This window comes from Microbacterium hydrocarbonoxydans (genome assembly GCF_900105205.1).
GTDB classification, from domain to species: domain Bacteria; phylum Actinomycetota; class Actinomycetes; order Actinomycetales; family Microbacteriaceae; genus Microbacterium; species Microbacterium hydrocarbonoxydans.
In genome coordinates this window covers 468,341-493,856 of the sequence record NZ_FNSQ01000005.1, presented here as the reverse complement: position 1 = coordinate 493,856, position 25,516 = coordinate 468,341, and the positions used below count along the sequence as shown (strand labels likewise).

The window sequence follows — 25,516 nt, the reverse complement described above, 5'->3', positions numbered from 1 at the left end:
GCATCAGCGCCGACCCGCATCCTCTTCGGATGATGCGATGCGCAGCACGACGTTGCCGCGCTTGCGCCCGGTGTCGACGAAGCGGTGCGCTTCGACGATGTCGGCCAGATCGAAGGAGCGGTCGATGACGGCCCGGTAGCGGCCGGAGTCCGCAAGGCTCACGAGATGCGCGAGGTGATCCGCACTCGGCGTGCCGACGTTCCAGGTGACGAGCTTGCCGGAACGACGGCTCTGTCCGTGGCTGCGCAGCATGGCCCGCAGGTCGCCGACGACCAGCAGGAGTGCTCCGCCGGGGGCGATCGATCTTTCGGCTCGGCCGAACGGTGCGTTGCCGACGCAGTCGACGATCACGTCGTACGTCTCGCCTCCCGCGGTGAAGTCCTCTCGGGTGTAGTCGATGACTCGGGCCGCGCCGAGTGACGAGACCAGCGCGGCATTGCCACCGCTGGTGACGGCCGTGACATCGGCGCCGAGCTGACTCGCGAGCTGGACGGCGGCGGTCCCGACCGCGCCGGATGCTCCGTTGACGAGCACCGAGGTGCCGGGTCCGATCGACGCCTGCGCGAAGAAGCCCATCGCCGTGATACCGCCGAACACCAAAGTCACGGCCTCGTCGAGCGACATGGTGCTCGGAGCGCGGGTGATCGCACCGTCGGCGGGCACGCACACGTACTCGGCATGCCCTCCGAACGCTCCACCCATCGCCGCGATGACGCGGTCTCCCGGGGTGAAGTCGGTGACGCCCGAGCCGACCGCAGCGACGACGCCCGCGGCATCCATTCCGAGAATGGGCCGGCTGGGCCGGAAGACACCGAGCCCGACGGCGGCGAGCAGCCCGAGACCGGCAGGGACATCCCGAGCGCGGGCCCGGTGGTCGGCGACGCTCACCGTGCTCGCGTGCACTCGGATCAGCACCTCACCGGGTCTCGGCGTAGGGATGGCGCGTTGCTCGAGCCGGACCACCTCAGGGGCGCCGAAGCGACGGTAGACGGCCGCGGTCATGGTCGTGTCGGTTCTCATGATTCGATGCTTTCGATCTCGGGGATGCACGTCATCGGCCGACAGCTCAGGATCCGATCGGCCGAAAGTACGGCTTCGGGTCCATGCGCAGGACCGATGTCGTCGGCGACCGCTGACGCCAGCATCGAATCATGTCGCACACACAGATGAACGCCGTTCCGCCGACGGCCGGGCAGAACGAACAGCGTCGGCGGCCGAAGAGCGGATGGCCGGCCATCACCGGCCTGCTGCTCCTCGCCGCGCTCCCCGTACTCGGCGGCGTGTTCCGCCTGACGGAACTGAGCGCCGAGCCCAGAGGCATGCTGCCCCTGCCGTCGACGGTGGCATTGGTCGTGCACATCGTGGCGATGACCGTGTTCTGTCTCCTCGGGGCCTTTCAGTTCTCCCCCGCTCTGCGCGCACGGCGCCGATGGCACCGTGCCGCCGGCCGTGTGCTGATCCCGGTCGGCATCCTCGCCGCCCTGTCCGCCACGTGGCTCGCGGTCTTCTTCGGCGGCCACCCCGATGCGCTCGCGCTGGCGATGATCCGTCTCGTCTTCGCCGTGGCGATGACGGTGTTCCTCGCACGCGGGATCATCGCCATCAGACGCCGCGACTTCGCCGCGCACGGGGCATGGATGACCAGGGCCTTCGCCATCGCCGTCTCCGGCGGCACGCAGGCGCTCGTCTTCGCGCTGTGGACGATCCCCCTCGGTGAGGTCGACGCGTTCGGCGAGGCCTGGCTCGTCGCGGTGGCCTTCGTGATCAACAGCGCCGTGGCGGAGCTGCTGATCCGGAGACGCTCGAGCCGAAGACGGTCGGGCGGGCGGAAGCGCGGCGTGCCCGGCGGGGGCGCGCTTGTATCCTGACGAGGTGACCGGGCTCCTGCGTTCCGCGTGGAGGGCGCCGAGCGCCGTTCCCCCACCGCCACGTCGGGTGTGGCGGGATTGGGCTCTCGTGGCCCTCATCGCCGTGCTGGCGGTCGTCGAGGGCGTCCTCCGATCAGCGGAGCTGCCGCAGCCACTGCTCGCGGTGATCGCAGTGCTGGCCGCGCTGCCCACCGTGCTGTGGCGCCGCATCCTGCCGCTCGCGATGCTCGTACTCGCGATGGTGCCGTTCACCCTTCTCCTGCCGGACTCGACCCTCTACACGAGCCTTTTCGTCATGGTGAACGTCTACGCGCTGTTCCGCTGGGGATCGGGACGCGACCTCGTGCTCGGGTCAGCTGCTCTGGCAGCGAGTCTCGGCCTCACGTTCGTGCGCGGCGGAGGCCTCGAAGACCTCATCGGCGGTTTCGGACTGCTCGTCTCGGTGGTCCTGCTCGGCATCACGTTCCGGTTCCGGGCGGCTTCCCGCCATCGCGGCCTCGAACGCATCCGGATGCGCGAACGCGAGCACCTCGCACGCGACCTGCACGACACGGTCGCCCATCACGTCTCGGCCATCGCGATCCGCGCTCAGGCCGGGCTCGCCGTGGCGCCGCGAGATCCGCGTGCTGCGGAGGACGCGCTCCGCGTCATCGAAGCGGAGGCCGCCACGACACTGAGCGAACTCCGGTCGATGGTGCGAGTGCTCCGCCAGGACGATGCCGCCGAGCTCGCACCGAGCCCGCGGCTGGGCGACATCGAGCAGCTAGCCGGCACGAGACCCGGCGGCACGACCGTCTCCGTGACGGTCGAGGGTGACGACAGCAGCATCCCGCCGCCGGTGGCTGCCGCCGTCTTCCGTCTCGCACAGGAGTCCGTGACCAACGCCCTCCGGCACGCTCGCCAGGTCAGTCGTGTCGATGTGCTCGTGGTGGCGGACGACGGCGGGGTACGGGTGAGCGTGACGAACGACGGAGACCTCGCCGCGTCGCCGGCGCCCGGGTTCGGCATCATCGGGATGATGGAGCGCGCTGCCCTGCTCGGCGGCACCTGCCAGGCAGGTCCCATGTCCGGCGGCGGATGGGCTGTCACCGCTGTCCTCCCTCGTGTTGGATGGGCACTGTGACCATCCGCGTGCTCATCGCCGACGATCAGGAGCTCGTGCGCACGGGGCTGAGCATGATCGTCGACGCGCAACCCGACATCGACGTCGTGGGGCAGGCCGTCGACGGAAGTCAGGCGGTGGCGCTCGCCCGCAGTCTGCGACCGGATGTCTGCCTGTTCGACATCCGCATGCCCGGCCTCGACGGCATCGAGGCGACCCGCGCCCTCGCAGGTCCCGGGGTGGACGACCCGATGGCCGTCGTCGTCATCACCACCTTCGATCTCGACGAGTACGTCTTCGCGGCTCTGCGGGCCGGCGCCAAGGGATTTCTGCTCAAGGACGCCGGACCCGAGCTGCTGGCCCAGGCGATCCGCGCCGCCGCGACCGGCGAGGCGCTGATCGCGCCCAATGTCACGGTGCGGCTGCTCGAAGCCTTCGCCGGGGATCGCCCAGCAGCACCGCCTCCGCAGCCGGTCGAGCCGCTCACCGAGCGGGAGGAGCAGGTGCTCGCGACCGTCGCGCGGGGCCTGAGCAACGGCGAGATCGCGAGCGAGCTCTTCATCACCGTCAGCACGGTGAAGACGCACGTCGCGAGCCTCATGACCAAGCTCGGCGCCCGCAACCGCGTCGAGATCGCCATCTGGGCGCACCAGACCGGACGGATGCGCGCGCGCACGACGGGCGGCGATTCCGGCTGAGCCTCGGTGTGGGAGGTGCCGCGCAGCGCTGGGCACGACGCCTCAGGCGAAGTCGAGCTCGCCCCGCACGATCGAGTCCCCGGAATGCGCCGGATCGCCATCCACCGGCTCGAACGAGATGTCGACGAGGCGGTACTCATCGAGGTCGACGCCGTCCGGGACGCGGAAGGTCCCCGACTCGTCATCGAGCACGCCCAGGCTGATGAGCGCCTTCCCGTCGTCGCGGATCAGCCATACCTCGCGGTAGTCGCCGTCGACGAGCTGGTCGCCTTCCAGCCGCACGGTGAGCGTGCGCCTGCCGTCATCGTCGGCATCCACCTCTGCCTGCCCGACGGCGTCGGGGTGATCGGGGAACGCGACCAGCTCGGCCGACGCGATCACCGCAGACGTCGGGGCGAGCGTGCGAGCGATCCACACGCCGGCTCCGATCGCGACGATCACGGCCAGGGATGCCGCGAGCACCCAGATCGTCGCCCGCGATCGACGTCGCGTGCGCGGGCGCAACCGCCCCGTCTCCTGAGCCGGCACCGTCTCCTGCGCCGGCACGTTCGCAGACGTCGGCGGCGTGTGCACAGCAGGAACCTCCGCCGACGGAGATGCCGGGTCGTCGGCCACCGCGTCGCTGAGATGCAGTTCTCCGTGGATCCGCGACCAGACGCCTGTCGGCGGGGTCTCGAGGTCGCCATCCGCGACGCTGGAGCGCGCCACGAGTGCGACCCGGGACATCTCGGCGACCTCCGCGGCGCACGCCGTGCACTCCGCGAGATGCGTCGCGTCGGCCTCGGAGTCGACGGGTTCGCCCATCGCGATCAGGGCGATCTGGTCATCATCGAGATGTGACACGGTCCACCTCCAATCGGTCGCGCATTCGGGCGAGGCTGCGGCGGATATGGCTCTTCACGGTGCCCAGCGGCATCCCCATTCTGCGTGAGATCTCTTCGTGGGTGAGGTCGTCGTAGAAGGCGAGCCGCATGACGGCGCGCGCATCCGGTGTCAGCTGCTGCATCTCGCTGGAGAGCAGGAGCGTCTCGGACAGATCGATGGATTCCGTCACCAGCGCGTCTGGCGGGGTGAGGCGCTCCATCTCGGCCTGGAGCTGCTGCACCTTGGCGCGAGCCTCGAAGGTGTCAGCGATCCGGCGTCGGGCGATGGTGATCAGCCAGGTCGACAGACGCGCCTTGGACGCGTCGTAGCCGGCGCGGGAGTTCCAGGCCGACACGAACGTGCGCTGAGTCACATCCTCGGCATCGCCCCGATCGCCGAGCGAGCGCAGGGCCAGCGTGAAGACCACCGGCGACCATCGCCGGTACAGCTCGGCGAGCGCCTGCTCGTCGCCGGCGACGAATCGTCGATCGAGCGCGGTCTCGGCGTCGGTGGGGTCATCCACCCGGAGTCTCCTCTCCATGGTGATCGCCCCGCATCATCGCGGGACTGCCACGGCCACCACGTTATCGCGGTAGTGGCCGGTGCGGCTGTCGAAAGGTCCTCCGCAGGTGACGAGGACCAGGGCGGACGGACCGCCGCGGGCGAACAGCTCATCGGCGGGCAGGGCGGACTTCTCGTAGTAGGTGAGCGACTGGATCACGAACTCACGGGTCTCCCCGCCCTCAGCCGCGAGCCGGACGGACTCGCCCACGGGCACGTCCCGCAGACGAGCGAGTGGCCCGATCGGATAGTCGATCGCGTCGACGTGCGCGGCGATCAGGATCCGGCCACTCGTGCTCACAGCATCCGCCCCGTATCGATACCACCCTGCGATGGCCGGGTCGACGGGGAGCTGCATCTGACCCGAGCCCTCCACCCCGACGTCGGTGATCGGCATCTCGACATCCAGGGAGGGGATGCTGAGCTGCACGGGCGCGACCGCCGGAACCGGGGTGGGAAGCGTGCCTGGACGCACCTCAACCTGCCTCGTGGGTGTGGGAGGGACGGGCGTCGGAGTCGTGGGGGACGACTCCGAGGACGGAGGGGGATCCTCGCCCGCCCCTCCCGGTGTGCATGCCACCAGGCACGCCGCGGCGGTCACGACGCACAGCGTCACGACGACGCGGTGCAGGCCGCCCTTCCACGACGTGCCTCGGGGCATCAGCGCACCGACTGGCGACGACGGACGACCACTGCGGATCCGACGGCCGCGGCGATCGCGAGAGCGATGACCCCCGCCGAGACCAGGGTGACCACGGACGCATCCTGCTGAGCGAGGTAGCCGGCCGTGCCGGACGGAACGCCGTCCGGGTTGGAGTGCAGACCGGTGATGGTCTGGGCCGCGATCGCGAGGTTGCCGTCCTCGGCACTGCCCCACGCGTAGAGGATCGTGTTGACGCCCTCCTGGATCTCGACATCCGTCGGTCCGATGACGGGGTCGGTCGTGCCGGCGAGGGCGACCGCTGCCGAGACGGTTCCCGCGGCGAGGTCGAGCGTCGCCTCATCGGGGTTCGCGAGATCCTCGATCACGGGCGATCCTCCGGCGAGGATGTCGACGGCCGGAGCCGCTGCCGTGTGCCGCACCGTGAGCCGTCCTTCACCAGGGGCCGTCTGGGAGATGTCGTTCGTGAAGAGGTTGAGTCCGGGGTCGCCTGCCTCAGTCAGGTGCGCGACCGCGGTGTAGTTGGCTCCTGCCTCGAGGGTGAGGGTCGCCGGGCCCAGGATCGGGGTGCTCGCATCGGCGGCATCCGGAGCCGTCAGCGCGACCTCATAGTCGCCGGCCGGCAGTTCGAGCGGCCCGGCCAGATCGCCGGGGGCGAAGTCATCGAGGGTGAGCTCACCGTTGACGTACACGTCGACCGGGGTGTCCGGGATCGCGTGCAGCACCGAGAGCTGCGCCGCCTGACCGGTGGCGGCGGTGGCCGGCAGTGCCAGCCCGAGAGCGGTGATCATTCCGACGGCGAGGCCGGCGGCGACTGTCTTGCGCATCTTCTTCCTCCTGAACCCGGGACCGCCCAGTGCGGCCCTTCATAGGAGTAGTTCTCCTAGGACCGCGGTTTTGGATGCAGCAGGAGGAAGATTTCTCAGATCGGGCTACCCGAGCAGCCACTGCTGCAGCGGGTAGACGAAGTACAGGAGCGAGAAGGCCTCGTAGATCGCGCCGACGACGAGCAGTGCGAGCGCCGGCAGGCTGAGCCAGCTGCGATCGGGACCTTCGAGAGCCCCATCCACCTCGCGCCGTGGGCGAACATCTCCCTCGTCGTCGGCGCGCTCCTCGCGAGCACCGAGCGTGCGCTGCGCCTCCGCTACAACTGGCTGCTCGACGGCGGCCTCTTCGAGGGCGAGGACTGACCGGCGCCGCGTCAGACGACCTTCGCCGTCACCAGGAGGTACTCCCACGGCATCGTGCCGCCGTCGAGGTGCCTCTCGGCGAGGGCGGCGAGCGCGTCATCCAGCTCCGCCCGGCGTCGCTCGTCGTCACCCACATTCCGATAGGCGGCAGCCGTGGGACCGTAGAAGTCGCGGAAGAAGTCGCGGAACTCCTCGCCCGACGCGAATCGGTCGACGGACAGCACTCGGCGCCGCAGAGACAGGTCCCGCACCCGCTCGCCGAGGAGCTCACGCACATGCTCCTCGTCGCCCCACAGCGGCGGGGGCTGGACGCCGGCGGGAGGCGCCGGAACGAACTGCTTCAGCGTCGCGAACAGCTGACCCACGAATCCCTCGGGAGTCCAGTTGATCAGCGCGAGCCGGCCGCCAGGTCGCACCACCCGGGTCAGCTCCTGCGCCGCAACAGCATGATGCGAAGCGAACATCACCCCGACGCACGAGAGCACGACGTCGAACGAGTCGTCCTCATAGGGCAGGGCCTCGGCGTCCGCCTCCTCGAAGGTGAGGTCGACGCCCTGCGTCTCGGCATCCGTCCTCCCGATCTCGAGCAGTTCGGGCGTGAGGTCGCTGGCGATCACCGTTGCGCCCGTGCGCGCGGCCTCGATCGATGCATTGCCTGTGCCCGCGGCCACGTCGAGCACTCGGTCGTCTGGTCCGACTCCGCTCTCCGCGACGATCACGCGCCCCAGCTCGGGGATCACCTCGCGGGCGACAGCCGCATAGTCTCCCAGCGCCCAGACGATTCTGTGCTTCGCCTTCAGCGCACGGTCGGCGTCGGCCTGGAGGTCGGTGGTGGTGTTCATGATGGGCTCCTCTGCCTTGTGCTCCTCACGCTACGAAGCCCTCGCGGACCGCTCTAGTATCCGATCTGTACCGGGTCTATCGTGAGGTCCGTGGGCGCCCCCTACTATCAGTTCTGCCCCGTCGCCAAGGCGATGGAGCTGCTGGATGAGAGATGGACCATGCTCCTTCTGCGCGAGCTGCTGCTCGGGACGGAGCACTTCAACGAGCTGCGTCGCGGTCTTCCCCGAATGTCTCCGACACTGCTGTCGCATCGCCTCGATCAGCTGCAGCGCGCCGGACTCCTCGAGCGGCTGGTTGAGGGTTCCGATGTCCGCTACATCCTCACGCCGGCCGGCGCTGAGCTGCGTCCTGTCGTGGAGCAGCTCTCCGCGTGGGGCGTGCGCTGGATCGGGGAGCTCGGCGACGCGGACCTCGACCCCAAGCTGCTGCTCTGGGACATGCACCGCAACATCGATCACACAGCAGTACCGCCGGTGCGCACGGTGATCTCCTTGCACTTCACGGATGCGACTCCGGCGCAGCGCCGCTGGTGGCTGGTCATCCACGACGGCGACGCCGACGTGTGCGACGCCGATCCTGGCTACGACGTGTCGGTCGGCGTGCGATGCTCGCTGCGAGCGCTGACCCGATTCTGGCGCGGGGACATCGAGTGGACGACGCTGCTGGTCGCCGAGGATGCCACGACCACCGGCCCGAGCCACCTGCGGCGAGCGCTGCCGTCGTGGTTCACACGACCCGGCTATGCGGCGGTGCCGCGGGTGCCGGCGGACGGCCTGGCAACGGCAGCGCTCGCGCCGTAGTCATGCCCGCGACCTTGTCCTCTCCGCGGATCAGTCCTTCCCGCGGTCGAGGAAGACACCGACACGATCCCCGTCGAGGACGAATTGCAGGGCGGTGCCAGACGGATACTTCTCGATGAGCTCGTCCGGAGTGTTTCCGTCGATCGGCATCTCGACCGTGGCGGGGAACGCCGCGATGCTGCATCCGGCGGACATCACCGCCCCCTGAGATATGCCCTCCGGATCCCAGTCGTCCGCCGGCAGGTCTTCGGTGCGCAGGATGTTGAGGCAGCGGTTCTCCGATGAACGATCCCCCGATTCCGACACCCAGCCTGGCGTCTCGTAGATCGTCAGGCCGTAGAACTCGGCCGCCGCCACGTCCTCCTCCGCACCGAACCACCCCGGCGGCACCGCGCCGGTGCGCGTCAGTTCGAGGGCCGCGATCTGCGGCGCGTCCGCGGAGGCGGAGACGGTCGGAATGGAGGCGAGCGTGTAGGTGATGGCTGCGGCGAGTGCGGCGGACGCGACAACGGATGCCGCCCAGAGCAGCCCCCGCCAGCGTGTGAGGAACCCGGCCCCCTCTGCGCCGTCTGCGCCGTCTGCGAGAGGATCTTCCCCTTCCCAGAACGCGTCGTCGTCTACACGCGGGTCTGCGGGTGCATCGTCGACGTCCGTGCGGGGGTGCGGTTCCGCCGCCGCGGCACGGTCCTCGGCGACCGGCTTCCGGGATGCACGCGCCGCCACCGCCGAACTCCGCGACGACTCCAGCTCCTGCAGCCGCAGCTGCGCGACAGGATCCGACGCGATGTCGGCATGCGGGCCGTACGCGCGGGCACGGAGCTCACGCAGTTCCCGGTCGGCGGCAGCATCCATCTCCGGCATCGTCTCACGAGATCGCGTCACCCGCGCGACCCCGCCCGACGTCGGCCGCATGGCGGTTCAGCTCGCGAGCACCCGGGCGTTCATCATGCGCTGCCACTCGCGCAGCTGCCACATCGGATGATGCGGGGCGGCGTTCGACGACAGCACCACGCCCCAGACGCCGGCGCGCAGCGCAGCATCCACCCCGCACTCGGCGAACGCCCGCCCGTACTCGCTCTCCTCGTACCAGGCGTGCAGCGGCGTGTAGCCGAGCCATCCCTCGCCGATGACCGCCGGCACCTGCCGCCAGTGCGCCCACCCCGCGACCGCCGCGACGCGCGACTCGATCTCGCGGCGCATCATGAGCCGATATGGAGCGTCGTGCTCGGCGAGCCATTCGTCCCAGAGCCCCGGATCGACCCAGTCGTAGCCGTAGATCATCTGATCGGTGACGACCGTCGCCCGCAGCTTCCAGTCGGCGGGTCGGCCGTACTCGGCGGGAGTCGGCGCCCCGTCGAGCAGGAGCGAGCGGAGCGTCGGGTTCGGGAAGCCCTCGGTGTGCTCGGAGCGGATGTCGATGCGCTGCTGCAGCGCATCGAGCACGCCGTAGCTGTAGACGTGGAACTGCGCGGCACCGAGCGCCTCCGACACCCGGTGCATCGCGAGATGGGGCGGCTTGCCGTAGCTCGCCGTGATCAGGAGATCCGGATGCTCGTGCTGCAGCGCTCGCAGCGCCCGCTCACCCTCGCCGGCGAGCGCGGGGAGGATCGAGAAGTCCACCTCGTTGTGCAGTTCGACCATCGCGATCTGCGCGCGGAGACCGAGATCCGTCACCCAGTCGATCAGCCGACCCCATGCCGTCGCGAGATGCGCATAGCGCCGCTCGAGCGGGACGGCGTCGATCGCCTCGAACCATGCCGACGACCGCGCGAAGCTCGTCGACTGCTGATACTCCCAGCTCGCGAGGATGACCACGAGACCGTGCCGCCTCGCCGCCTCGAGCAGCTGCCGCAGGCGCTCGAGCAGGTCGATGCGGAACCCGCCGGGCACGTCGTACCACCGGGTGCCCCGACCGTAGAAGCCGCCGTCGGGCGCCGCGCCGAGACCTTCGATCTCGAGATCCCGCGCGAGCGTCGACAGCTCGGGGTGCCCGAACAGCAGCAGGGGTGCGGCGCAGATTCGGATGGCGTTGTAGCCGAGGTCGACGGCATCGGCGCAGGCCCGTTCGAGGTCGGCGTACGGCTCCCCCTCCCCCGCCCTGGTGTACCAGGAGAAGTCCCAGAGCGTGATCGCGAGGCGCTGCGGCAGGTGCGCGGGCACGCCGAGCGGCAGGCGCGGCCCGGCATCCGCCTCGTGCCCCGTACCTAGGTACCGTTCGGTCATCGTCGACGCTCCCCGTCAGTCCTCGACGGGCTGCCGGGTGAACAGCAGCAGCTCAGGAAGGCTCGTGGCGAAGTAGTCCGTCTCGCCGGATGCGTGACGTGCGATGGGCGGCGTGTACGGGTTGCGCGCCTCGCCCAGGTTCGCGGGGGGATCCGTCCGTGGCAGGTCGAGCGCGGCGAGAGTCGCATCCCACGCGGCGAGCGCCTCGCCCTCTCCGCCCTCCCAGGGCCGGAACTCCCGCTCGCACAGGATGCGGTGCGCGCGGGACGCCTGACCGACGGCGAGCAGCACCCGCACGTAGGCGATCGCGAAGTCGTCGCGGGTCAGCACCAGCGCTTCGTGTGGTTCAAGGCGCTCGAACCTCTCGGCCTCCTCCTGCCCGAGTCGGGCGGCGAGCTGGTCCTGCTCGTAGCGCAGCCGGGCATCGTCCGGCGCGAGTGCCACGGCCTGCTCGTAGAGCGCCCAGGCGCGGGTGTCGTCCCCTGTGACGCTGAAAGCCGCCAGCGCGGCATTGCGCAGCAGCACCGGATGCCGGAGTCCGAGCCCGATCGCCGCATCCCACTGCGCTGCGGCGTCTGCCCGCCGCCCCCCCGAGGCGTACAGCAGCGTGCCGAGCAGCATCCGCGCGGTCGCCGCGTCCGGGTCGGCAGCGACCGTCCGCTCCAGGGCGTCGAGCGCGTCGAGCCCGCTGGGGAAGGCCCAGGTGAGGTCGGCCGCTTCGGCACGTCGACGGTGCGCGGCGGCGTCGTCGAGGCGCCCCTCCGCCTCGTGGATCGCGGCCGCGAGATGGTGGGCGATCGGTCCGAGGTTGCCGGTCGGGGTCACCTCGGCCGACTGGACGCGGCCGAGGAGCAGCAGAGCGGTTGCCGTGTCGCCGGCGTCCCTCACCTCCAGCGCGACGTCGAGCAGGATGCCGGTGTCGTGGATCTCCTCACCCGCGAGGAACCGCAGGGTCGCGGCGAGCGGGTCGTCGATGAGCGCCACATCGAGCCCCCGCTGCGCGTCGTCGTCGCGGCCGGTGCGCCGCAGCAGGATCGCACGCAGGGCGATGCGGCGCGGATCGTGCGCGGCCACGGCATCGAGCTCGTCCAGGATCCGCAGTGCGTCCCGATCCCGCCCCTGGTGGGCGAGCGACTGCGCCAGCGCGAAGCCGGCTGGCGCCGCCCAGGTGGCATCCCACCCCGCCTTGCCGAACGCCTGCTGCGCCTCGGCCGTGCGTCCGAGCCGGGCCAGCACGAGGCCGAGCAGGTAGAAGGCCTCGGCGTCCGTCGGGTTCGCGTTCCGCAGCGTCACCCTGGCCACGGCGGCGCGGGCGTGGCCGAGGGCGTCGTCGTACCGTCCCTGCCGGAGCAGGCGATCGGCGACGGCGAGGTGGGTGCGCGAATCACCGGGATCACGGTCGAGCGCCGCGCGCCAGTACGGCATCGGCGAGCGCGTCGGATGCCGGTACTGACTCAGGTGCAGCCCCGTGAGGTACAGCTCCTCGACCGAGCGGATATCCGCGGGGGCCGGCGGCTCCTCGGCCACCCAGGGCTCCTCGGCGTCCGCCGGTTCGCCCGGCACCCAGCGCACCAGCACGCGTCCGTCGGCGTCGAGCACCCGCACGTCGAGATCGTCCTCCACCGCGACACCCTCGGCGCTGACCCGCATCGGGACTCCGGGCTCGAGGTCGAGGCGCTGATCCTGCACGACGAGTCCCGCGGAGCGGATCTCGACGCGTGCCCCTGGTCTGGGCCTCGTCACCGCGACGGCGACCGACACGGCGGTTCCGTCGCGGTCGACGTGCACGGCGGCATCCGGCGTCGCCTGATGCACGACTCCGATCGCGGGAATCGGATACCAGTACTGCGTGAAGGTCTTCGTCTCACCCGGCAGGAGCCACGAGAAGTCCGGCTGATTGTCGGTGTACACCCCCGCCATCAGCTCGATGTAGGGCCCGTCCGCGTCCGTGAGCTGCGCGTCCCACGCGTGTCCGAAGGGCGCATCACCCCAGGTCCAGAGCTTCTTGCCCGGCGCGACCCGACGCTCTGCCCAGTGCACGAACCCGGCCCCGGCCGCATGGTCGTATCCGCCGAAGAAGTCCTGCTGCGAGTCGACGATCATGTACGAGGTGGGCACCGGGATGTTGCGGTACCAGTCGATCCGATCGGTTCCAGGGGTATCCCGAGCGAGCGCTGGATAGTCGACGCCGTAATACGGACGGTCAGCTGCAGGGAACGCCGTGAGCGCACGGCGCGCGTGATCGGCGACGTGGTGCACATCCTCCGGGAAGAAGGCCTGGTAGTCGTCGTGCACCCGGGCTGCGACGTTCGCCCACCAGAGGAAGCTCTGCCGCTGCGGCGTGCGGTTGTGCAGCCGCACCGCGACCTCGACCACGGAGCTCCCCGGCCTCAGTCGCACGCCGTGCTGCGCCGACATGCGGGCGAACGGATCATGGTCGTGACACCAGACGGTGACCGTGCCGTCGGCATCCGTCTCGATCTGCACCTCCACCGGCTGGAAGGTCGCCGGACGGTGATGCTGCGGCCAGTTGAACTCCACACCGCCGCTGATCCACGGACCTGCGAGTCCGACCAGGGCGGGCTTGATCACGGTGTTGCGGTAGAAGAAGTCATAGCCGGTGACCTTGTCGTACCCGACGTGGATTCGGCCACCGAGCTCGGGCAGCACGACGAGGCGCACGTACTCGTTCTCGATGTGGACCGCATCCCAGTCCCGCGGGCTCGCCTCGCGGTCGATGCTCTCGATGAACGGGATCGGATACACCGCACCGCTGGAGCCCTGGTAGACGCGCCGGTCGAAGAACATCGGGTAGGGGCTGGGGGCGCCGGCCTCGTACGTGGTGATGGTCAGAGGCTCCCGCCAGGCGACGGGGTGTCCGGCATCGAGCGTCGGCCGCAGCCGCTCCGGCACCTCGGGGAGGTGGAGCTGCTCTCGGGAATCGACCGTCATGGGTTCTCCTCGGACCGGGCGGCCCGCGTCGGCCACCCTCCGAGGCTACGAGCGCCGGAGCCCGGCGGGTATGGTGAGAACGAGGGATCACATGGACGAAACGACGACACAGCGGGCCGAGGGATTCGCACATCAGCGACTCTGCGTCGTGCCTCGTCCGCAGGTGGATCTCGCGCTCGCCTCCCCCGTCACGCGCCGCCTCACGGTGACCGACGCCGGGCTCTTCCCGCGCGCCGAGGGGCACGTCCGTGTGCGCCGGGACGGTGCCGCCGAGACGATCGTCCTGGTCTGCATCGCGGGGTCCGGCGACGTGCGATTCGGCGGCGACGAGTACGTACTGGGTCCCGGAACCGGCATCGCGATCCCGGCGGGCGCCCCGCACGAGTATCGCAGCTCCACGGCCGACCCATGGACGATCTGGTGGCTGCACGTCGGCGGAACCGATGCCGCCGAGCTGACGGCTCCGGCAGGCGGCACCCGTCTCGTGCGACTGCGGGCGGTAGACCGGGTCGTCGCGCTGTTCGACGAGCTCGTGACGCTCCTCGAGCGGCGCATCTCCCCCGCACATCTGGTCGCGGCATCCGGCATCGCCTGGAACCTGCTGACGCGGTTGACGGTCGACAGCACGCTGCCGGCAGACGGCTCGCCGCTGGAGCGCGCCATCCGCTACCTCGAGGCACGGGTCGACGGCACCATCCCGGTCGCCGACCTCGCGGCACTGGTCGGACTCTCGCCCTCGCACCTCAGCGCGCTGTTCCGCCAGGCGACCGGCAGCGGGCCTGCGGCCTTCCACACCTCGCTCCGGATGGGCAGGGCGCGTGCGCTGCTGGACACCTCGTCGCTCACCGTCGCCGAGGTCGCCGCCGCCGTCGGCTACGCCGATCCGCTGTACTTCTCGCGGCAGTTCCGCCGCGTGCACGACCTCAGCCCGACTGCCTACCGCGCCCAGCACAAGGGCTAGGACGCAGCCTGCGTCGGAGGCGCGTCAGAAGGCGCGCGCGTACCGCCGAGCGTGCACCGTCGCCGACTGCACGGAGAGCTCAGGGACGGATGCCGCGGGCCGCACCCGCGGATCCACGTACACGCGTGCACGCGGGTTCCACGCGAACGCCGCGAGACGCAGCGGCCGCTGCTCCAGTCGCTCGCGGTACTCGGAGAGGTCGACCTCCAGCCTCCGCCCCGACCAGAACTGGTCGGCGATGAGCTCGTCGCCGAGGTACACGCGGAGGACATCGCCCGTCCAGGCGACCTCGAGCACCACCCGCTCGACGTCGTCCTGCCAGACCTCGTTCGGGATCCGCAGTTCCGCCACCGCCGCGTCGGCGAAGTCCGCATCGGTCGGCGCAGAGGATCGGGATGCCGGACCGCCCGTGCGCAGCGAGACGACCGGAGCGGTCGCGAACTCCGGGACAGGGAGAGGGAGCGTGCCGCTCGCACCCGCGACCGTGCTCGTCACGAACCCGACGCCATCGGCGCCGTCGGCGTCGTTCCATGCCCGGAGCACCAGGACCTCGGCATCCGCCTGCTGCCGCTCCACCACGAAGCCCGTGTCGTCGAACCAGCCGCCGTGCGGCCAGACGACCACGCTGTCGACCCCGCCGACGGGACCTCGCCAGACGGCATCCGCGGTATCAGAGTCGAGTATCACGAAGACGGTCGTGCCGATCACCACGCGGCAGTCGATGCCGGGAGCGGCTTCCGGGCGGAGCACGAGGCGACCCTCCTCGCCCGGCGTCGCGGTCGCGCCCCGCACATCCCCGGCGTGCACGCCCTCGACGTGGAGCTCGACATCGATGCCGTCGACCGCTGCGAGGAGCACCACCGCCTGCGCGCCGACGAGGATCTCGCTGATCGGCTGCGCGGTGGCGCTCACGGCTTCCACATCGCCGAACGGCTGACGGATCGGCCAGAAGAAGCGGGCATCCGCGGGCACGTCGATCGCCGCTGCGGGGATGCGTACCGGAGCATCCGCCCCGCCGATCTCGAACCGCACGCCGTCGACCGGGTCGAGCGGACTGAGCGCCGGCTGGTGGTTGTTCACGAAGAGGAAGCCCCTGTCGCGATCGCCGCGCACCGACCAGCGGAGACCATCGGGCTCGGACGGCCCGATGCGGGCGGGGTACGTCGCGAGACGGTCCCCGAAGGCGGCGAGGAACAGGTGCTGACGGCGAAGCTGGTGGAAGTGCGGACGCACGGATCCGGCGGCGCCGATCGGCGCGAAGAAGTCGTAGTCCCGCACCGGCACGTCGTTCGGGTATCCCGTCTCCTGCGACTCCTGCGTCGTCGAGCGGACCCCCTCGAAGTGCCGTCCGCCGTGGAACATGTAGTACCCCTGCCACGCCGAGCCGCTGCCGAGCTTCGTCAGTGCGAGCGCCGAGACATCTTCCGCATCGACCAACGGGCGCCGGTGGTACGCCGTCGCCATGCCGCTGCCCAGCTCGCAGGTCGCGTACGGCCACGGATCAGACACCCCCGATTCAGACTCCGATGCCTCGGCTCGCGTCTGCCGCAGGTCCGCCCCCACCGTGAGGTCGTCGCGCACCTCGCTGAAGGTGAAGTGCTGGCGCCCGAAGTCCGGCCATCCGGTGTCCGATTCCTCCCAGAACCCGTCGGCATAGCCTGCGTAGACCGGGAGGAAGTGTCCAGGCGGCAGTTGCGCTCCGCCCCAGCCCGTCGCGGTGAACAGGCTCGCGGCCAGCCCGGCCGATTCCGCCATCGAACGCAGGGTCGCGAGGTGCTTCGGCTGGTCGTAGAGCTCGTTCTCGATCTGGATGCCGATGATCGGAGCGCCAGGATCATCTGGCCTGTGCACCAGGTCCGCGACCTGCCCCGCGATCGCCGCGTACCAGCGCTGAACGGCCGCGAGATACGCCGGGTCGTCGGTGCGATGCGCGAGGTCGCGGGCCTGAAGCCAGTCCGGGAAGCCGCCGTTGCGCGTCTCGCCGTGCGCCCATGGTCCGATGCGCAGGACGACGTCGAGGCCGACCCGTGCGGCGGTCTGCACGAAGGCCCGCAGATCGCGGTCGCCGTCCCATCGGAACTCGCCCTCGACCTCCTCGTGCGCCAGCCAGAACACGTAGGTCGCGAGCACGTCGATCCCCCCGGAGCGCATGGTGCGCAGCTCACGCTCCCAGACGTCTCGGCGATCGCGGACGAAGTGGTACTCGCCCATCACCGGGATCCACGGTCTGCCGTCGCGGCTCAGGTAGCGATCGGTCACCTCGATGCGGCGTCCGACGCCGACCGGGTCGCCGATGTCGAGCCCCGACGGCGTCGCTGCCGCCGGTCGGGGAAGATCCACGCGGTATCGCGTCGCGGTCTGAGTCGTCGTCGTCGCCGTCGTCACTCTTCGACCGTACGCAGGGCCGAGGGGCCGCGACAGTGACGAACCGACGGGAACGCTGGAGAGAACGACGGATGCCGCCCCGCACGTGCCGACGCGCGCGCACGACGACGGGCGGGTGAGCGTCACGCCGCTCGACCCGCCCGTCGGAGGTCTACTTCTTGAACGCGTCCTTCACGTTCTCGCCGGCCTTCTTCGCGTCGGCCTTGACCTGGTCGGCCTTGCCTTCGGCGGCGAGCTTGTCGTTGTCGGTCGCGTTGCCGATCGCTTCCTTCGCCTTGCCGGCGATGTCCTGAGCGGCGTTCTTGATCTTGTCATCGAGTCCCATGAGGAGCTCCTTTCGTGAGGGGTGTGCAGGACGTAGGGAGGGTTCCCGACGTCTCATCGTCGAGGCGGTTCGCGACCGACGGTGAGTCTGGGTTCACGACAGCCGCCGCTGGTCGTGGGCGAGGCGCGCTCGCAGGCCGGTGTGGAGGGAGACGTAGGTCGCAGTGTCGCGACCGGTCAGCGTGGCGAGGTTCGCGAGCAGCCGGTCGACCTGGTCGACCAGTTCCCGTGGATCGGTGTTCTGCCGGGGCGTGACCGCGACATGCAGCACCGGCTCGCGACGGATGTCGTTGGCCGTGACGTGCGCCGAGAGGATCTCGTCCCGCGTGGCGAGCGAGTTCTTGACGGCATCCGACACGAACGATTCGGTGACGGTGACGCGTCCCAGCGGATTCTGCGCTCCGGACGACCGGAACGCCGTCTTCGACCGCCGACCGGCGATGCTCGTGAGCGCGACGATCAGGAGCACGATGACGACGAGGATCGCGGCCACCGCTCCGAGACCGATCCACGACAGGCTGCCGCCGGCGATCGCCGTCGCCGCGAGGGCCTGGTCGAGCCAGGTGCGGGCGTCGGCGCCGGCAGAGGTCCAGATGTCGGCTGCGGTCGGCCAGCTCATGATGGCGATGCCCAGGGTGCCGAGGCCCAGGAACAGCAGCCCGATGATGAGCAGCAGGGCGCGATTCAGTGCGCGGTTCGTGTTGTTCACAGGTCGTCCTCCGTGTGGTCGGGGCGCTCGATGCGCACCCGGGTGCGGACCCGGCGCGTCAGCCGGTAGCTCTGCAGCTCGGTCTCGGCGGCGGACTGCACCGCGCTCCTCTCGACGGGGATGCCTGCGCCCGGCCGCACGGTGACGTCGATGCTGCGGTGGCCGACCCCGACGATGATGGCCTCGCGAGCGAGTCCCGTCTCCTCGGAGAGGTGCTGGGCGAGGGCGCTCGCGATCACGCCGTTGTCCACGACCACCGCGCGCTTCCCGGCATCCAGGGTGTGCTTCGACAGCCGACCGGGTGCGACCGCCAACCAGATGAGCACAACACCGATCAGGGCGAGCACCGCGCTGCCGGCGATCACGAGTGCCGGTGGCTGCGCGGTGGGCAGACCCACGAGCCAGGCCCCGGCCGCGGCGGGCCCGAACAGGAGCGCGGGCTGCGCGGCGAGGCTCAGCACGATCTCGACCCCGAGGTATGCGAGGGCGAGGATGAGGAGGACGACCGCGACGAACATCGCGACGGTGCGCGGGGAATGCGTCTCGCGTCGGACGACGCGACGCAGAACAGGGGTGCTCATCGCACTCGTCTCCTTTCCGGGAGGGTGGCACCGGTGATGGTGAGGGTGATCCGGACGACATCCCGACCGAGGATGCCGGTCAGACGCTGCTGCAACTGCTCCTGCAGCTGTCCGGCCCGCTCCAGGACGGGGACCGTCTGGGCGATCGCGAGGGTGTCGTCGAGATCGGGCACCGGGAGCGGCGTCGCGATGCGGACGGCGATCCCTCGAGGATGCTCGGTCACGTCGACCTTCACGTCGCCGCGAGGCACACCGATCAGGGCGGAGGATGCCTGTTCGGTGACCGTGCGGTAGACCCGCTCCTTCACGACGATGCGGCCCTGGACGGCGGCCTTCCGGGTGGCGACCCGCGTGGGGTCGCCACCGGCGGCGAGGTGCTGGTCGACGCGCATCAGGAGGTGCGCCGCCCTGTGAAGGCGTCGGCGAGTCCGCGGACGTCGAGCTTTCCGGAGGCGATCCGGCCGATGAGGGCGCCGATGCCGGCGAAGAGAGCCATGAGGAGGAACCCCCAGAATCCGAACATCAGTGCCGCCAGGGCCAGGAGCGCGCCGATGAGGGCGCCGGTGGTGGTGGGGGTCATGCGACTCGCGACTCCTCGTTCTCCTGGGTGTCGTCGCCGGGGACGTGCACGTCGTTGACCTCGACGTTGACCTCGACGACCTCGAGACCCACGAGGCGCGTGATGGCGCCGGCCACGGCGGCGCGCACGTTGCCGGCGACCTCCTGGATGGGCGCGGGGTACTCGACGACGATGGTCAGGTCTGCGGCAGCCTGCGTCTCGCCGACCTCGACCTTGACGCCCTGCGCGAGGTCGGTGGCGTTGATCACATCGCGGATCGCGCCGAAGGCGCGTGCTCCACCGCCACCGAGCGCGTAGACGCCGGCGACCTCACGGGCGGCGATGCCGGCGACCTTGGCCACGACACCGTCTGCGATGACCGTCTTGCCTGCGGCACCGGTGTCTGCGCCGATCCGCGAGGCCGAGAAGGACGAGGTGCGATCGACGCGCGAAGCCGAGGTGTTCGACTGCGCGGCGCGCGAGGACTGTGCTCCGTTGTTCTCGCCGGCGGTCGCAGAGGAGGTGGCCGGGGTGTTCTGATCCTGAGTTGCCATGACTTGTCCTTCGTCTCACGGGTGCCGGTCGGGCCGTGTGGCGTCGCCGGGAGCGGGTGTGGGTCGCTCACAGATAGGACGGATGCCGAGCGGGATTCGTCACAGATCCGTCGCCGACGTCGGCGCGGTGCTGCCCGGGTGGCGGAGAAGACGCGAAGGATGACGGCGCAGCCCCTGTCCTCGCGCACCCCCGACCGGGAGGATGAGCAGATGGACCAGAACTCCCCCGCCACCGCTCTGCTCGTGATCGACGCCCAGGAATCCTTCCGGCAGCGGCCGGACGAGTGGGCGGCCACCGCCAACCCCGGCGCCATCGACAACATCATCCAGCTGGTCGCGCACGCGCGCCGACGGGGAGACGTCGTCGCCTGGATCACGCACGCCGAGCCGGGAACGGCAGGGGTGTTCGACCCCGCGCGCGGATTCGTCCGCGTGATGGACGAACTCGGACCTCGTGACGACGAGCTCGCCGTCACGAAGACCACGGTGAACGCCTTCACGTCGACGGATCTCGAGGAGCAGCTGCGGCAGCTCGGCGTCGGACAGGTGGTCGTGTGCGGCATCCGCACCGAGCAGTGCTGCGAGACGACCGCCCGAGTGGCTGCCGACCTGGGCTTCGAGGTCCTCTTCGTGACGGATGCCACCACGACCTCGCCGATCGAGGCCGCCGACGGGCTGTCGCCGGTCTCGGGCGATGACATCATGCGGCGCACCGAGAGCATCCTCTCGTCCCGCGGGTTCGCCACCGTCGTCCGCACCGCGGATCGGGTCGGCGTCTCGGCCTAGGTTGGAGGGCATGGCCCCCCTCGCGCTCCCCTACCTCACCGGCCGAACCATCCTCGTGACGGGGGCGAACGCAGGGATCGGCTACTGGTGCGCCGAGATCCTGGCAGGACACGGCGCACGGGTGCTGCTCGGATGCCGCTCAGCGGAGCGCGCTCGCGTCGCGGCTGCCTCGATCCATGCGCACGCGCCCGGCGCCGACCTCGGCATCCTGTCCGTGGATCTCGGCTCTCTCGCGAGCATCGCCTCGGCCGCAGCATCGCTGGATGAGCGCCTCGATGCCGTGATCTGCAACGCCGGGGTGAAGGCGGCTGATCGCGGCGCCCGCACGGCGGACGGGCTGGACCTGATGGTCGGCACGAACGCCCTCGGACACTTCGCGCTCCTCGCGCAGCTCGTGCCGGTGCTCGCCGACGATGCCCGCGTGGTCGCGGTCGGATCGCTCGCGCATCGGTTCGCCGAGATCGATCCGGCCACCCTCGCCCAGCCGTGGACGGGCCCGTCGCTGCGGCAGTACGGCCGTTCGAAGGCCGCGCTCATGGCACTCGCCTTCGCCCTCGACCGTCGGTGGCGGGGCACGGCGCGGTCGGCGCTGTGCGCGCATCCCGGCTATGCCGTCGATCCGCTCACGCCGCGCCGCGACGGACTCGCCGCGGTCTCGCCGCTCACCCGGGCGCTCTCCTCGCTCAGCCGCCCGCTCGTGCAGGGGAAGGATGCGGGAGCCGCGCCGATCGTGCATGCTGCGGTCGCGTCGGACGCCACCGGCGGCGACTACTGGGGACCCGGCGGGTTGCTGGAGTTCCGCGGCATGCCGACGCGTGTGCGTGCGAGCGACCGAGTCCGCTCCCCGAGGTCGGGGACGCGCTGTGGTCGGTCGCCGAAGAGCTGACCGGCGTGCGGTTCGCGGACTGACCTCAGTCGTCTTCGAGCACGTACGCACCGGAGGCGTCGGTGAACAGTCCGGTCTGCCCCGGCCGGACCTCCCGCACGAAGGCGGCGACCCAGGGGAACCGGGCGAGGAACGAGTCCACGGACCACACCTCGTGGTTCGCCGCGTCGTTCATGTACTCCTCGGACTCGAGGCCGGTGACCGACTGCAGCTCCCCACCCGTGAAGGTGACCCACCGCGGCGGATGCTCGGCGTGCAGCTTCGACAGGAACACGGGCGCGTTGCCGGGCAGCGCGGGTGCCGACACCACATCGCCCCTCGTGACATCGAGGAGCGCGTCGACCGAGCCCGCCGCCGTGACGAGCGCGTCCCACCCGTTCGCGGCCGCGTACGCCGCCTCCGAATCCGTTATCAGGCGAAGCGTCCGCACGTGCCCGAGCACCGAACCGTCGGAGGCGCGGACCTCGTCGAACGTCGTGCCCCACCGCGACGGCGTCACCAGGATCGCCGAGATCCCGGTCCCGGACAGGAAGGGATCGCTGTTGCGCCACGGCGCGCCGACCGGCGGCACGCGGCGGTTCGTCGCCATGTCGTCGCAGACGATGCCGAGCGCGACGAGCGCCGCACCCTGCTGTCCGTCGAGCACCTCCACCGCCAGCTCGACTCGCTCTCCCGAGTCGGTCGGCAGCAGGGACGCACCGGAGGTCATGACCGTCACCGGGCCGTCGACGGGCCGCTTCTCCACCGCCCGGATCATTCCCCCGATCAGGTCCTCGAAGGCGACGGGGTCGGCCCCGAGTGCATCGAAGACGTGCTGGGGGAAGGCGTCGCGGTCATCCGTCATGGCGACAGTCAAACAGGCTCCCTGCGCGGGGGCAACGACGGCGGCCCTCGGCGGCGCATCCGCTCCTAGGCTGAGCGCATGACCACTGAGCCGCACGACGATCGCTCGAGACGAGTCGTCTTCCGCCGTTTCGGCGGGCCGGAGGTGCTCGAGATCGAGGAGCGGATGCCCCCGCATCCCACCCCCGACGAGGTCAGGGTGCGCGTCGCCGCCGCCGGGGTGAACCCGGTGGATTGGAAGCTGTTCAGCGGTCAGCCGATGCACGATCCGTACGAGCGCTCGCTGCCCTCGGGCAACGGCTACGACTTCGCGGGGGTCATCGATGAGGTCGGAGCGGACGTCGGGGACTGGAGCGTCGGCGACCGGGTGTTCGGCGGGCTGCGCTATCACGCGCAGGCAGACCACCTGGTGATCGATCCGAGTCTGCTGGTGCGGGTTCCGGACGGTCTGTCGCTGACCGTCGCCGGCGCGCTGAACGTGGTGGGCCGGACCGCTGTCGCGAGCGTCGAGTCGCAGGAGATCGGCCCCGACGATGTGGTGCTCGTCAGCGGCGCCGCCGGAGGAGTCGGCATCCTCACCGCGCAGCTGTGCGTGCGACGCGGCGCGCGGGTCCTGGGAACGGCGAGCCCGCGCAACCACGACCTCCTTCGGCGGCTCGGCATCCATCCGCTCGCATACGAGGAGATGCTCGAGGCCGAGATCCGCCGGGCGGCGCCCGACGGCCTCACGGTGGTGCTCGACACGGTGGGTCACGGCACGGTCGACCTCGCGGTCGCGCTCGGCATCGCTCCGGAGCGGATCAACACCGTCGCCGACTACGCCGCCAGGCAGCGACTCCCGGTGCGAGGGGTGGGCGGGGCCGCCGCCGGCCGAGCCGAGCTGGCGCTGATCGCGGGACTGCTCGCCGACGGCGTGACCGAGCTGCCGATCGACTCGGTCCATCCGCTCGAGGATGTGCGTGAGGCGTACGCCCGGTCGATCGAGGGCCATGCCACCGGCAAGATCGTCGTGGTGACCGGATCCGGCGGCGTCTAGGCGACCTTCATGCGGCGGCGCTCCCACGCCTCGGGATCTCGTCGACCGAGCGATACACCGGCAGACCGCGTTCGAGGGCGATCTCGACGTCCTTGTCGGCGCCGGCCGAGTCGCCGGGGAGCCGCAGCACGGCGTCGCAGTGCTTCAGCAGCCGATGGGCGGTCTCGTACATGACGTCGCCCTCGGCGGCATCCGCTTCCGTCATGCCGCGCAGCACCGGCAGGGCCACCCATTCGCCGATCATGGGAACGTGGCCGAGGCGATGGATGGGGGCTGCAGCCTCCTCGAGGGTCTCGAGGTTGCGGGCGATCAGGGCGGCGTCGCCGCCGGTGCCCGAGCGGTAGGGGCCGGCGATCAGGATCAGGAGTGGTGTCGTCATGGAGAAGACTGTAACGTTAACCGTGCAGAAACGTGCAACTTCGTGAATCAATAGAATGGAGCGAGCGGATGCTGAGTGCGCAGCGCAAAGATCACCTGCTCGGAATCCTGCTCAAGGACGGCCGGGTCGTCGCGAAGCAGGTCGCGGTCGCCCTCGGGGTCTCCGAGGACTCGATCCGGCGCGACCTGCGCGAGCTCGCGGATGCCGGCGCGCTCGTGCGCGTCTACGGCGGCGCGCTGCCGATTCCGCTCGCCGACAGACCTGTCGATCAGCGCGCCAGCCTGGCGACCGAGAGCAAGCAGAGGGTGGCGCAGCTCGCCGCGACGCAGATCACGCCCGGGGCGACGATCGTGCTCGACGCGGGCACGACCACACTCGCCATGACGCGAATACTGCCGCACGGCCCCGACCTCACGGTCATCACGCCGAGTCCTGCCGTCGCCCTCGCCGTCGCCGAGCACTCCGAGGCGCGCATCGTAATGATCGGCGGCGAGCTCTCGAGGTTCTCGATGGTCGCCGGAGGTCCGCTCGCGATGGAAGCCGTGCAGCAGCTCGCCGCCGACCTCTTCTTCCTGGGCGTGACCGGGATCGATCCGGTCCATGGGCTGACGACCGGCGACCTGGGCGACGCTGCGACGAAGCGAGCGATCGCCGCCCGATGCACGCAGACGCTCGTGCTGGGCAGCGAGGAGAAGATCGGCGCGACGTCGCGCTACCCGGTGCTCGACCTCGAGCGGGTCGCCGGCATCATCGTCGACCCGCTCGTCACCGATCCGGTGCTCGACGAGCTCGCGACGCGCGTGCCCGTGCTCCTCTGAGGCATCCGCCTGCCGCGGGCACAGCTTCGGACGGATGCTGCCGGGGCCGCCCGGCATCCTCCCGGCCCGGCGTGTCGCCGCTGGAGTCCGAAGTTGTGCCCGGGCTGCGGGCACAGCTTCGGACGGATGCCCCCGGGACGGCTTCAGGTGATGGTCGCGGCCACGATCGTCGGCGTCATGATGGCCACCATGGCGGCGGCGATCGCATCGTGCACGGCCTTGGCGACCGCATCCCCCGCCGCCGATCCGGCCGTGAGCTCGGTGATCCGCTTCTTCAGCTCCCGCGACGACAGGCCGCCGCTCTCCTCGCGGAGGATCGCGTGCGCGGCATCGAGGTTCTGCAGGATCGACAGCAGCGCCAGATCGGCCTGGGTGGGGGCGGCCGTGCCGGCGAGGACGGCAGCGAGCCGCGACCGGAGCAGGTGCTCGGGTCCGGGGTCGGACTCCGGCGTGCGTGCGGAGCCCCATCCGAAGAAGCCGCGCTCTCCCCGCACGAGCACACCCTGCATCACGAGCGACTCGACCACGATCTCGAGCGGATCGAGCTTCGGTCGCGCGACCAGCGACTGCAGCCGCTTGCCGCGCAGGGGCACCAGCCGTTGCAGTGTCGTGTCGAGGATCGGGTTGCCCGTCGGCTCCATCGACACGATCTCGACGACCGGGTTCTTCTCGTCCGACACCGTGACACGACCGTGCAGGGCGAGGTCCACGATGACGGCGGCGACCTCGCCGTACAGACGGTTCACGCTCACGGCGCTCTCGGTGCGGCCATCAGGCCGCAGCAGCAGCATGTGCAGTTCCTCGACGATCAGCATGCGTCCACGTTATGACGGGCCGCATCGCTGCGGCATCCCCCGCACGGATGACGTTCGCCGCAGCCGCGCGGGCACCTGTGAAGAAGCTGAGTGCCCTCCCGTCCCGTGTCAACCCCGT

Annotated in this window: 29 protein-coding genes; 9 read left to right on the top strand and 20 right to left on the bottom strand. The window is 70.5% G+C overall.

The window, feature by feature from the left end; genetic code table 11:
• Positions 1-3 precede the first annotated feature (3 nt).
• Positions 4-1,020, bottom strand: a complete 1,017-nt coding sequence (locus tag BLW44_RS02685; protein WP_060927151.1) for an NAD(P)-dependent alcohol dehydrogenase — start codon at positions 1,018-1,020, stop codon at positions 4-6.
• A 131-nt stretch (positions 1,021-1,151) separates the two neighbouring features.
• Between BLW44_RS02685 and BLW44_RS02680 the strand changes: the two genes are divergently transcribed.
• From BLW44_RS02680 to BLW44_RS02670, 3 genes are read left to right on the top strand one after another with little or no spacing between them, the layout of a single operon-like run.
• Positions 1,152-1,868 carry a DUF2306 domain-containing protein gene (locus BLW44_RS02680; protein WP_245647415.1) on the top strand — a complete coding sequence of 239 codons (717 nt, stop codon included), beginning with the start codon at positions 1,152-1,154 and terminating at the stop codon, positions 1,866-1,868.
• A gap of 4 nt (positions 1,869-1,872) precedes the next feature.
• On the top strand, positions 1,873-2,991 hold the full coding sequence (locus tag BLW44_RS02675) for a sensor histidine kinase (RefSeq protein ID WP_060927150.1): 1,119 nt from the start codon (positions 1,873-1,875) through the stop codon (positions 2,989-2,991).
• The gene (locus BLW44_RS02670; RefSeq protein WP_060927149.1) at positions 2,988-3,668 is read left to right on the top strand and encodes a response regulator; all 681 of its coding nucleotides are present in this window, start codon (positions 2,988-2,990) and stop codon (positions 3,666-3,668) included. The genes BLW44_RS02675 and BLW44_RS02670 overlap by 4 nt, the downstream gene beginning before the upstream one ends.
• A 42-nt stretch (positions 3,669-3,710) precedes the next feature.
• Here BLW44_RS02670 and BLW44_RS02665 read toward each other — a convergent pair whose 3' ends face one another.
• From BLW44_RS02665 to BLW44_RS02645, 6 genes are all read right to left on the bottom strand, one after another.
• The gene (locus tag BLW44_RS02665; RefSeq protein ID WP_060927148.1) at positions 3,711-4,511 is read right to left on the bottom strand and encodes an anti-sigma factor; all 801 of its coding nucleotides are present in this window, start codon (positions 4,509-4,511) and stop codon (positions 3,711-3,713) included.
• Positions 4,495-5,055, bottom strand: coding sequence for an RNA polymerase sigma factor (locus BLW44_RS02660; RefSeq protein ID WP_139305226.1), 561 nt, complete (start codon positions 5,053-5,055; stop codon positions 4,495-4,497). The genes BLW44_RS02665 and BLW44_RS02660 overlap by 17 nt, the downstream gene beginning before the upstream one ends.
• 33 nt (positions 5,056-5,088) lie before the next feature.
• Positions 5,089-5,754 carry a class F sortase gene (locus BLW44_RS02655; RefSeq protein ID WP_082724543.1) on the bottom strand — a complete coding sequence of 222 codons (666 nt, stop codon included), beginning with the start codon at positions 5,752-5,754 and terminating at the stop codon, positions 5,089-5,091.
• Positions 5,754-6,581: a DUF4397 domain-containing protein gene (locus tag BLW44_RS02650; RefSeq protein WP_060927145.1), complete on the bottom strand. Its 828-nt coding sequence runs from the start codon at positions 6,579-6,581 to the stop codon at positions 5,754-5,756. The genes BLW44_RS02655 and BLW44_RS02650 overlap by 1 nt, the downstream gene beginning before the upstream one ends.
• A gap of 105 nt (positions 6,582-6,686) precedes the next feature.
• Positions 6,687-6,992, bottom strand: a complete 306-nt coding sequence (locus BLW44_RS17925) for a hypothetical protein (protein ID WP_174521358.1) — start codon at positions 6,990-6,992, stop codon at positions 6,687-6,689.
• Positions 6,956-7,786, bottom strand: coding sequence for a class I SAM-dependent methyltransferase (locus BLW44_RS02645; protein ID WP_060927144.1), 831 nt, complete (start codon positions 7,784-7,786; stop codon positions 6,956-6,958). The genes BLW44_RS17925 and BLW44_RS02645 overlap by 37 nt, the downstream gene beginning before the upstream one ends.
• A 90-nt stretch (positions 7,787-7,876) precedes the next feature.
• On the opposite strand from BLW44_RS02645, the gene BLW44_RS02640 reads away from it, so the two are divergent.
• Positions 7,877-8,587, top strand: a complete 711-nt coding sequence (locus tag BLW44_RS02640) for a winged helix-turn-helix transcriptional regulator (RefSeq protein ID WP_060927143.1) — start codon at positions 7,877-7,879, stop codon at positions 8,585-8,587.
• Positions 8,588-8,617: 30 nt separating this feature from the next.
• Here BLW44_RS02640 and BLW44_RS02635 read toward each other — a convergent pair whose 3' ends face one another.
• From BLW44_RS02635 to BLW44_RS02625, 3 genes are all read right to left on the bottom strand, one after another.
• On the bottom strand, positions 8,618-9,439 hold the full coding sequence (locus BLW44_RS02635; RefSeq protein ID WP_139305225.1) for a hypothetical protein: 822 nt from the start codon (positions 9,437-9,439) through the stop codon (positions 8,618-8,620).
• Between the two features lie 66 nt (positions 9,440-9,505).
• On the bottom strand, positions 9,506-10,810 hold the full coding sequence (locus BLW44_RS02630; protein ID WP_060927141.1) for a cellulase-like family protein: 1,305 nt from the start codon (positions 10,808-10,810) through the stop codon (positions 9,506-9,508).
• Positions 10,811-10,825: 15 nt separating this feature from the next.
• On the bottom strand, positions 10,826-13,762 hold the full coding sequence (locus BLW44_RS02625) for a DUF5107 domain-containing protein (protein ID WP_060927140.1): 2,937 nt from the start codon (positions 13,760-13,762) through the stop codon (positions 10,826-10,828).
• Between the two features lie 91 nt (positions 13,763-13,853).
• Between BLW44_RS02625 and BLW44_RS02620 the strand changes: the two genes are divergently transcribed.
• Positions 13,854-14,723: an AraC family transcriptional regulator gene (locus BLW44_RS02620; RefSeq protein ID WP_060927139.1), complete on the top strand. Its 870-nt coding sequence runs from the start codon at positions 13,854-13,856 to the stop codon at positions 14,721-14,723.
• A gap of 24 nt (positions 14,724-14,747) precedes the next feature.
• On the opposite strand, the gene BLW44_RS02615 is transcribed toward BLW44_RS02620, so the two are convergent.
• The 7 genes from BLW44_RS02615 to BLW44_RS02585 form a co-directional block, all read right to left on the bottom strand.
• Positions 14,748-17,108 (bottom strand): beta-galactosidase, encoded by a 2,361-nt coding sequence (locus tag BLW44_RS02615; protein ID WP_060927138.1) that lies wholly within the window; start codon positions 17,106-17,108, stop codon positions 14,748-14,750.
• Between the two features lie 151 nt (positions 17,109-17,259).
• Positions 17,260-17,433, bottom strand: coding sequence for a CsbD family protein (locus BLW44_RS02610; RefSeq protein ID WP_053098095.1), 174 nt, complete (start codon positions 17,431-17,433; stop codon positions 17,260-17,262).
• 93 nt (positions 17,434-17,526) lie between these two features.
• Positions 17,527-18,141, bottom strand: coding sequence for a hypothetical protein (locus BLW44_RS02605; protein WP_060927137.1), 615 nt, complete (start codon positions 18,139-18,141; stop codon positions 17,527-17,529).
• On the bottom strand, positions 18,138-18,722 hold the full coding sequence (locus BLW44_RS02600) for an Asp23/Gls24 family envelope stress response protein (protein WP_060927136.1): 585 nt from the start codon (positions 18,720-18,722) through the stop codon (positions 18,138-18,140). The genes BLW44_RS02605 and BLW44_RS02600 overlap by 4 nt, the downstream gene beginning before the upstream one ends.
• Positions 18,719-19,114 carry a hypothetical protein gene (locus BLW44_RS02595; protein ID WP_060927135.1) on the bottom strand — a complete coding sequence of 132 codons (396 nt, stop codon included), beginning with the start codon at positions 19,112-19,114 and terminating at the stop codon, positions 18,719-18,721. Before BLW44_RS02595 ends, BLW44_RS02600 begins: the two co-directional genes overlap by 4 nt.
• Positions 19,114-19,302 carry a DUF2273 domain-containing protein gene (locus tag BLW44_RS02590; RefSeq protein WP_056512003.1) on the bottom strand — a complete coding sequence of 63 codons (189 nt, stop codon included), beginning with the start codon at positions 19,300-19,302 and terminating at the stop codon, positions 19,114-19,116. Before BLW44_RS02590 ends, BLW44_RS02595 begins: the two co-directional genes overlap by 1 nt.
• Positions 19,299-19,835, bottom strand: coding sequence for an Asp23/Gls24 family envelope stress response protein (locus BLW44_RS02585; RefSeq protein ID WP_060927134.1), 537 nt, complete (start codon positions 19,833-19,835; stop codon positions 19,299-19,301). Before BLW44_RS02585 ends, BLW44_RS02590 begins: the two co-directional genes overlap by 4 nt.
• 159 nt (positions 19,836-19,994) lie before the next feature.
• Here BLW44_RS02585 and BLW44_RS02580 point away from each other — a divergent pair, with 159 nt between their 5' ends.
• Both BLW44_RS02580 and BLW44_RS02575 read left to right on the top strand, forming a co-directional pair.
• Complete coding sequence (locus BLW44_RS02580) at positions 19,995-20,621, top strand: cysteine hydrolase family protein (RefSeq protein WP_245647414.1); 627 nt, start codon at positions 19,995-19,997, stop codon at positions 20,619-20,621.
• A gap of 10 nt (positions 20,622-20,631) precedes the next feature.
• Positions 20,632-21,507, top strand: a complete 876-nt coding sequence (locus BLW44_RS02575) for an SDR family NAD(P)-dependent oxidoreductase (protein WP_254775107.1) — start codon at positions 20,632-20,634, stop codon at positions 21,505-21,507.
• Between the two features lie 25 nt (positions 21,508-21,532).
• Here BLW44_RS02575 and BLW44_RS02570 read toward each other — a convergent pair whose 3' ends face one another.
• Positions 21,533-22,351 (bottom strand): suppressor of fused domain protein, encoded by an 819-nt coding sequence (locus tag BLW44_RS02570; RefSeq protein WP_139305224.1) that lies wholly within the window; start codon positions 22,349-22,351, stop codon positions 21,533-21,535.
• 78 nt (positions 22,352-22,429) lie between these two features.
• On the opposite strand from BLW44_RS02570, the gene BLW44_RS02565 reads away from it, so the two are divergent.
• Entirely contained in the window at positions 22,430-23,386 is a 957-nt protein-coding gene (locus BLW44_RS02565; RefSeq protein WP_060927131.1) for an NADP-dependent oxidoreductase, read from the top strand.
• 7 nt (positions 23,387-23,393) lie between these two features.
• Here BLW44_RS02565 and BLW44_RS02560 read toward each other — a convergent pair whose 3' ends face one another.
• The gene (locus BLW44_RS02560; protein ID WP_174521357.1) at positions 23,394-23,765 is read right to left on the bottom strand and encodes a TIR domain-containing protein; all 372 of its coding nucleotides are present in this window, start codon (positions 23,763-23,765) and stop codon (positions 23,394-23,396) included.
• A 68-nt stretch (positions 23,766-23,833) separates the two neighbouring features.
• On the opposite strand from BLW44_RS02560, the gene BLW44_RS02555 reads away from it, so the two are divergent.
• Positions 23,834-24,583: a DeoR/GlpR family DNA-binding transcription regulator gene (locus BLW44_RS02555; RefSeq protein WP_060927130.1), complete on the top strand. Its 750-nt coding sequence runs from the start codon at positions 23,834-23,836 to the stop codon at positions 24,581-24,583.
• A 143-nt stretch (positions 24,584-24,726) separates the two neighbouring features.
• Here the strand turns inward: BLW44_RS02555 and BLW44_RS02550 are convergent, their stop codons facing one another.
• A complete protein-coding gene (locus BLW44_RS02550; RefSeq protein WP_060927129.1) occupies positions 24,727-25,398 on the bottom strand; it encodes a GOLPH3/VPS74 family protein in 672 nt (223 codons plus the stop codon).
• Positions 25,399-25,516: the final 118 nt, after the last annotated feature.

Excerpts from the sequence above, each read along its gene's own strand:
- BLW44_RS02685 (WP_060927151.1), bottom strand. The coding sequence starts at position 1,020 with ATGAGAACCGACACGACCATGACCGCGGCCGTCTACCGTCGCTTCGGC.
- BLW44_RS02680 (WP_245647415.1), top strand. The coding sequence starts at position 1,152 with ATGTCGCACACACAGATGAACGCCGTTCCGCCGACGGCCGGGCAGAAC.
- BLW44_RS02655 (WP_082724543.1), bottom strand. The coding sequence starts at position 5,754 with ATGCCCCGAGGCACGTCGTGGAAGGGCGGCCTGCACCGCGTCGTCGTG.
- BLW44_RS02650 (WP_060927145.1), bottom strand. The coding sequence starts at position 6,581 with ATGCGCAAGACAGTCGCCGCCGGCCTCGCCGTCGGAATGATCACCGCT.
- BLW44_RS02645 (WP_060927144.1), bottom strand. The coding sequence starts at position 7,786 with ATGAACACCACCACCGACCTCCAGGCCGACGCCGACCGTGCGCTGAAG.
- BLW44_RS02635 (WP_139305225.1), bottom strand. The coding sequence starts at position 9,439 with ATGGATGCTGCCGCCGACCGGGAACTGCGTGAGCTCCGTGCCCGCGCG.
- BLW44_RS02630 (WP_060927141.1), bottom strand. The coding sequence starts at position 10,810 with ATGACCGAACGGTACCTAGGTACGGGGCACGAGGCGGATGCCGGGCCG.
- BLW44_RS02625 (WP_060927140.1), bottom strand. The coding sequence starts at position 13,762 with ATGACGGTCGATTCCCGAGAGCAGCTCCACCTCCCCGAGGTGCCGGAG.
- BLW44_RS02620 (WP_060927139.1), top strand. The coding sequence starts at position 13,854 with ATGGACGAAACGACGACACAGCGGGCCGAGGGATTCGCACATCAGCGA.
- BLW44_RS02610 (WP_053098095.1), bottom strand. The coding sequence starts at position 17,433 with ATGGGACTCGATGACAAGATCAAGAACGCCGCTCAGGACATCGCCGGC.
- BLW44_RS02600 (WP_060927136.1), bottom strand. The coding sequence starts at position 18,722 with ATGAGCACCCCTGTTCTGCGTCGCGTCGTCCGACGCGAGACGCATTCC.
- BLW44_RS02595 (WP_060927135.1), bottom strand. The coding sequence starts at position 19,114 with ATGCGCGTCGACCAGCACCTCGCCGCCGGTGGCGACCCCACGCGGGTC.
- BLW44_RS02590 (WP_056512003.1), bottom strand. The coding sequence starts at position 19,302 with ATGACCCCCACCACCACCGGCGCCCTCATCGGCGCGCTCCTGGCCCTG.
- BLW44_RS02585 (WP_060927134.1), bottom strand. The coding sequence starts at position 19,835 with ATGGCAACTCAGGATCAGAACACCCCGGCCACCTCCTCTGCGACCGCC.
- BLW44_RS02580 (WP_245647414.1), top strand. The coding sequence starts at position 19,995 with ATGACGGCGCAGCCCCTGTCCTCGCGCACCCCCGACCGGGAGGATGAG.
- BLW44_RS02575 (WP_254775107.1), top strand. The coding sequence starts at position 20,632 with ATGGCCCCCCTCGCGCTCCCCTACCTCACCGGCCGAACCATCCTCGTG.
- BLW44_RS02570 (WP_139305224.1), bottom strand. The coding sequence starts at position 22,351 with ATGACGGATGACCGCGACGCCTTCCCCCAGCACGTCTTCGATGCACTC.
- BLW44_RS02565 (WP_060927131.1), top strand. The coding sequence starts at position 22,430 with ATGACCACTGAGCCGCACGACGATCGCTCGAGACGAGTCGTCTTCCGC.
- BLW44_RS02560 (WP_174521357.1), bottom strand. The coding sequence starts at position 23,765 with ATGACGACACCACTCCTGATCCTGATCGCCGGCCCCTACCGCTCGGGC.
- BLW44_RS02555 (WP_060927130.1), top strand. The coding sequence starts at position 23,834 with ATGCTGAGTGCGCAGCGCAAAGATCACCTGCTCGGAATCCTGCTCAAG.
- BLW44_RS02550 (WP_060927129.1), bottom strand. The coding sequence starts at position 25,398 with ATGCTGATCGTCGAGGAACTGCACATGCTGCTGCTGCGGCCTGATGGC.